Below are 3,211 nucleotides of genomic sequence, written 5' to 3'. Positions count from 1 at the left end.
CCCTATGAGTGATGCACTGGTACTCGTTATTAATTCAGGTAGCTCGTCGTTAAAATTTGCCCTGATGGATGCGCAAACTGGCGATGCTGTGATTTCCGGCGCTGGAGAATGCTTTGGGCGCGATGACGCGCGGATGAGCTGGAAAGTCGACGGTGAAAAAACCGAGAAAACCTTAAGTGCAGGAAGCAACCACCACCAAGAGGCCATGGACATCATTGTGGGCCTTATCGAAAGCAACCAATTAAGTGACAAACTGCAGGCCGTTGGCCACCGTGTGGTACATGGCGGTGAAACCTTCAGCCAAGCCACCCTGATTGATGATGCCGTACTGGCGCAAATCGATGCGCTAAAAGCCCTGGCGCCACTGCATAATCCAGCACATGTGGTGGGCATTAAAGCGGCGCGCAAAGCCTTCCCAAGCTTGCCGCAAGTGGCGGTTTTCGATACGGCATTCCATCAAACCATGCCAGAAAAAGCGTACCATTACGCGATCTCGCGTCAGCTCTACAACGATTACGGTATTCGCCGCTACGGTTTCCACGGCACCAGCCATTATTATGTAAGCCGTGAAGCGGCTAAATGGCTTAACCAAGCGCCTGAACAAACCAACGTAATCACCGTACACCTTGGTAACGGTGCCTCTTTGTGTGCGGTCAAAGACGGTCAAAGTGTCGATACCAGCATGGGCTTTACGCCTTTAGCCGGTTTGATGATGGGCACACGCTGTGGTGATATTGACCCATCTATTCTAGAGTTTTTGTCGAAAAAAGGGCTCAGCATGGATCAAATCCACCATGAGCTGATCGATAAAGCCGGTTTACTCGGTGTTTCGGAATTAACGAACGATTGCCGAGGCTTGGTCGAGGCGGCAGAGCAAGGCCATAAAGGCGCTCAATTGGCGCTAGAAATGTTCGCTTATCGCGTTGCAAAATTCATCGCAAGTTACATGGTGCCGTTATCCCGCCTGGATGCGATTGTTTTCACAGGCGGAATTGGYGAAAACTCACTGCCAGTCCGTGAAATGATCCTCAAGGAGCTAGCCATTTTCGGCTATCAAGCAGATACCGATGCCAACGCCGCCGCGCGTTTTGGTGCCGCAGGGCAAATCACCACTCAAACGTCACCGCTTGCATTGGTGATCCCAACCAACGAAGAGTTAGTGATCGCACAACAAGCCATGGCAATGGCCTAACTGTCGCACCTCCTCGGATTTCAGGCGAGCCTCAAGGCTCGCTTTTTTGTGGTCACTCGCCATGATCTTGCCAAACAAGCAAGCCGACTCTCGATAGGCTAAGCAGGACGAGCGCAAGAGAAAAGAAAACGATAATAGGTCTAAAATTGCGAAGGCTTGTCATCTTTGCACCACTTAACGCAGCATAGATTTAATGTAGTTACGCTTACCAAAACGACTCATCAAAATGGCGGCGCTAACATGGATAGTGACGAGGACCAGGGTTGCGTTGACAGCAAACTCATGGACTTCTTCTAACCATTCGAGCTCTTCACCTGACTGCGTCATTGTCCAGCCAGTCAAAATGGTGACGAGAAGCAATCCCCAAAGACTCCAAATCATAAGTGCTGCGGCAGGGTTATGACCTGAGCTTGTATGATCACGTCCGCGTATAAGGTTGCTGAAGTGAGCACGAGCGGCAGAAAGCGAGGGAATAAAACGGGTTAGTCGTGCTTCTGAATGCGTGAGCATTCCCCAAATCAGACGTAAGACAATGGCCCCAAGGATCACGTACCCAAACCAGCGATGAATGTCACTGCCTTCTTCCGTGACGCTCATATTGGCAAAGAATAATGCAGCAATCAGCCAATGGCTGAACCGGACGACTCTGTCCCATTTAAATGGTCGTGGGGTGTTAGCGGTCATGATAATGTCCTCTCATGTGGTGATGTCTTCACTCTATGAGAGGAAACTTAAGAATCACTTAAGAGGGGAAAAAAATAAAAAAGTTATATTTTAYAATTGGATAGATTTTTGGGGTGCATTTTTTATCGGCAGGAGGAGATTCTTAAGCTTTTCTTAAGTATCGCGCCGTAAGCTCAGTGACAATCAGCCAATAAAGGATGTCACCGCTATGGTTAATTCAGCGAGTCGATTTGACATTGTTACACCAGACTCAGCGAATCGCGCTGAAATAGAGGCGTATATTGCTGAACGCTATCAACAAGCCTTCAACGCGACAATTACCACCTTCATGCCTTATTTGTCCTGCCTGAGAGGACAAGACGATCGCTTATTGTCGGTGTGCGGCTATCGCCCTGCTGCGTATCAGCCGCTTTTTCTCGAACAATACCTTACCGACGATGTGGCTGACGTACTTAGCGCTCACTATCAGCAAATGATCACACGTAACTCAGTGATTGAGTTTGGGCAACTGGCCTCATTCTCTTCGGGAACGTCACTACCACATTTCCACGCTTTAGCGAATCGGCTGCTATCACACGGATACCTATGGTGTGTATTTACCGCCACAGGGCCGCTATATGCACTCATGCGACGATTTGGCCTTGAGCCCCATCTACTGACCGATGCGGAAGCGAGTCGTCTACAGCCCGCCACTGATCAATGGGGCAACTACTACACGCGGATGCCTCGTGTCTGTGCCGGTAACCTTGCTCAAGGTGCTGAGCAGTTGGCGCGGATTGTGTCTAAACACTGTCATACGGAGAATGCTAATGCGCGTCTTATTTGAACGTTTGGCTGACTATGCCAGATCCCAACCTGATCAGGTTGCCATTCACGGGTCGGATGCATCTGGCGACTGCCTGATACTGACCTACCAAGCGCTTTGGGGACGGATCAGGGCGCTGAGTGAAACGCTATTGGCGCTCGATACACAGATGATTGGGCTTGCCGGTGACAACAGTGTTAGTTGGGTATTGATCGATCTTGCCGCTGCGTATGCAGGTATTTCAATTGTGCCGATCCCGCCCTTTTTTACGGCTGAACAACAACAGCATGTCTTGGATACGGCAGGGGTAGATTGGGTGATCGGCTCGCCACATCCTGATGTCTCATTAAGCCATGCATCTGTGACTACATTGGCGGGATTACCATGTCATGCACGAGACGTAGACGCACCGCTATATGCACTCATGCGACGATTTGGCCTTGAGCCCCATCTACTGACCGATGCGGAAGCGAGTCGTCTACAGCCCGCCACTGATCAATGGGGCAACTACTACACGCGGATGCCTCGTG

At 50.3% G+C, this 3,211-nt stretch carries 4 protein-coding genes; 3 read left to right on the top strand and 1 reads right to left on the bottom strand.

Going from position 1 to position 3,211, the window contains the following annotated elements; translation table 11 throughout:
- The first annotated feature begins 4 nt into the window (after positions 1-4).
- A complete protein-coding gene (locus BZG83_RS16125) occupies positions 5-1,192 on the top strand; it encodes an acetate kinase (protein WP_077482075.1) in 1,188 nt (395 codons plus the stop codon).
- A 174-nt stretch (positions 1,193-1,366) separates the two neighbouring features.
- On the opposite strand, the gene BZG83_RS16120 is transcribed toward BZG83_RS16125, so the two are convergent.
- Positions 1,367-1,876, bottom strand: a complete 510-nt coding sequence (locus BZG83_RS16120; RefSeq protein WP_077482073.1) for a cytochrome b/b6 domain-containing protein — start codon at positions 1,874-1,876, stop codon at positions 1,367-1,369.
- 208 nt (positions 1,877-2,084) lie between these two features.
- Here BZG83_RS16120 and BZG83_RS16115 point away from each other — a divergent pair, with 208 nt between their 5' ends.
- Together BZG83_RS16115 and BZG83_RS16110 are read left to right on the top strand one after the other, a co-directional pair.
- On the top strand, positions 2,085-2,702 hold the full coding sequence (locus BZG83_RS16115) for a thermostable hemolysin (RefSeq protein WP_077482071.1): 618 nt from the start codon (positions 2,085-2,087) through the stop codon (positions 2,700-2,702).
- Positions 2,686-3,211 (top strand): thermostable hemolysin (locus BZG83_RS16110; RefSeq protein WP_158074985.1); only part of this gene is annotated, 526 nt, incomplete at its 3' end. The genes BZG83_RS16115 and BZG83_RS16110, both read left to right, overlap by 17 nt.

The organism is Salinivibrio sp. PR919 (genome assembly GCF_001995355.1).
Classification (GTDB): Bacteria; Pseudomonadota; Gammaproteobacteria; order Enterobacterales; family Vibrionaceae; genus Salinivibrio; species Salinivibrio proteolyticus.
This window is presented reverse-complemented; position numbering and strand designations above follow the sequence as displayed.

Coding starts and splice junctions, on each gene's coding strand:
- BZG83_RS16120 (WP_077482073.1), bottom strand. CDS start 1,876: ATGACCGCTAACACCCCACGACCATTTAAATGGGACAGAGTCGTCCGG.
- BZG83_RS16115 (WP_077482071.1), top strand. CDS start 2,085: ATGGTTAATTCAGCGAGTCGATTTGACATTGTTACACCAGACTCAGCG.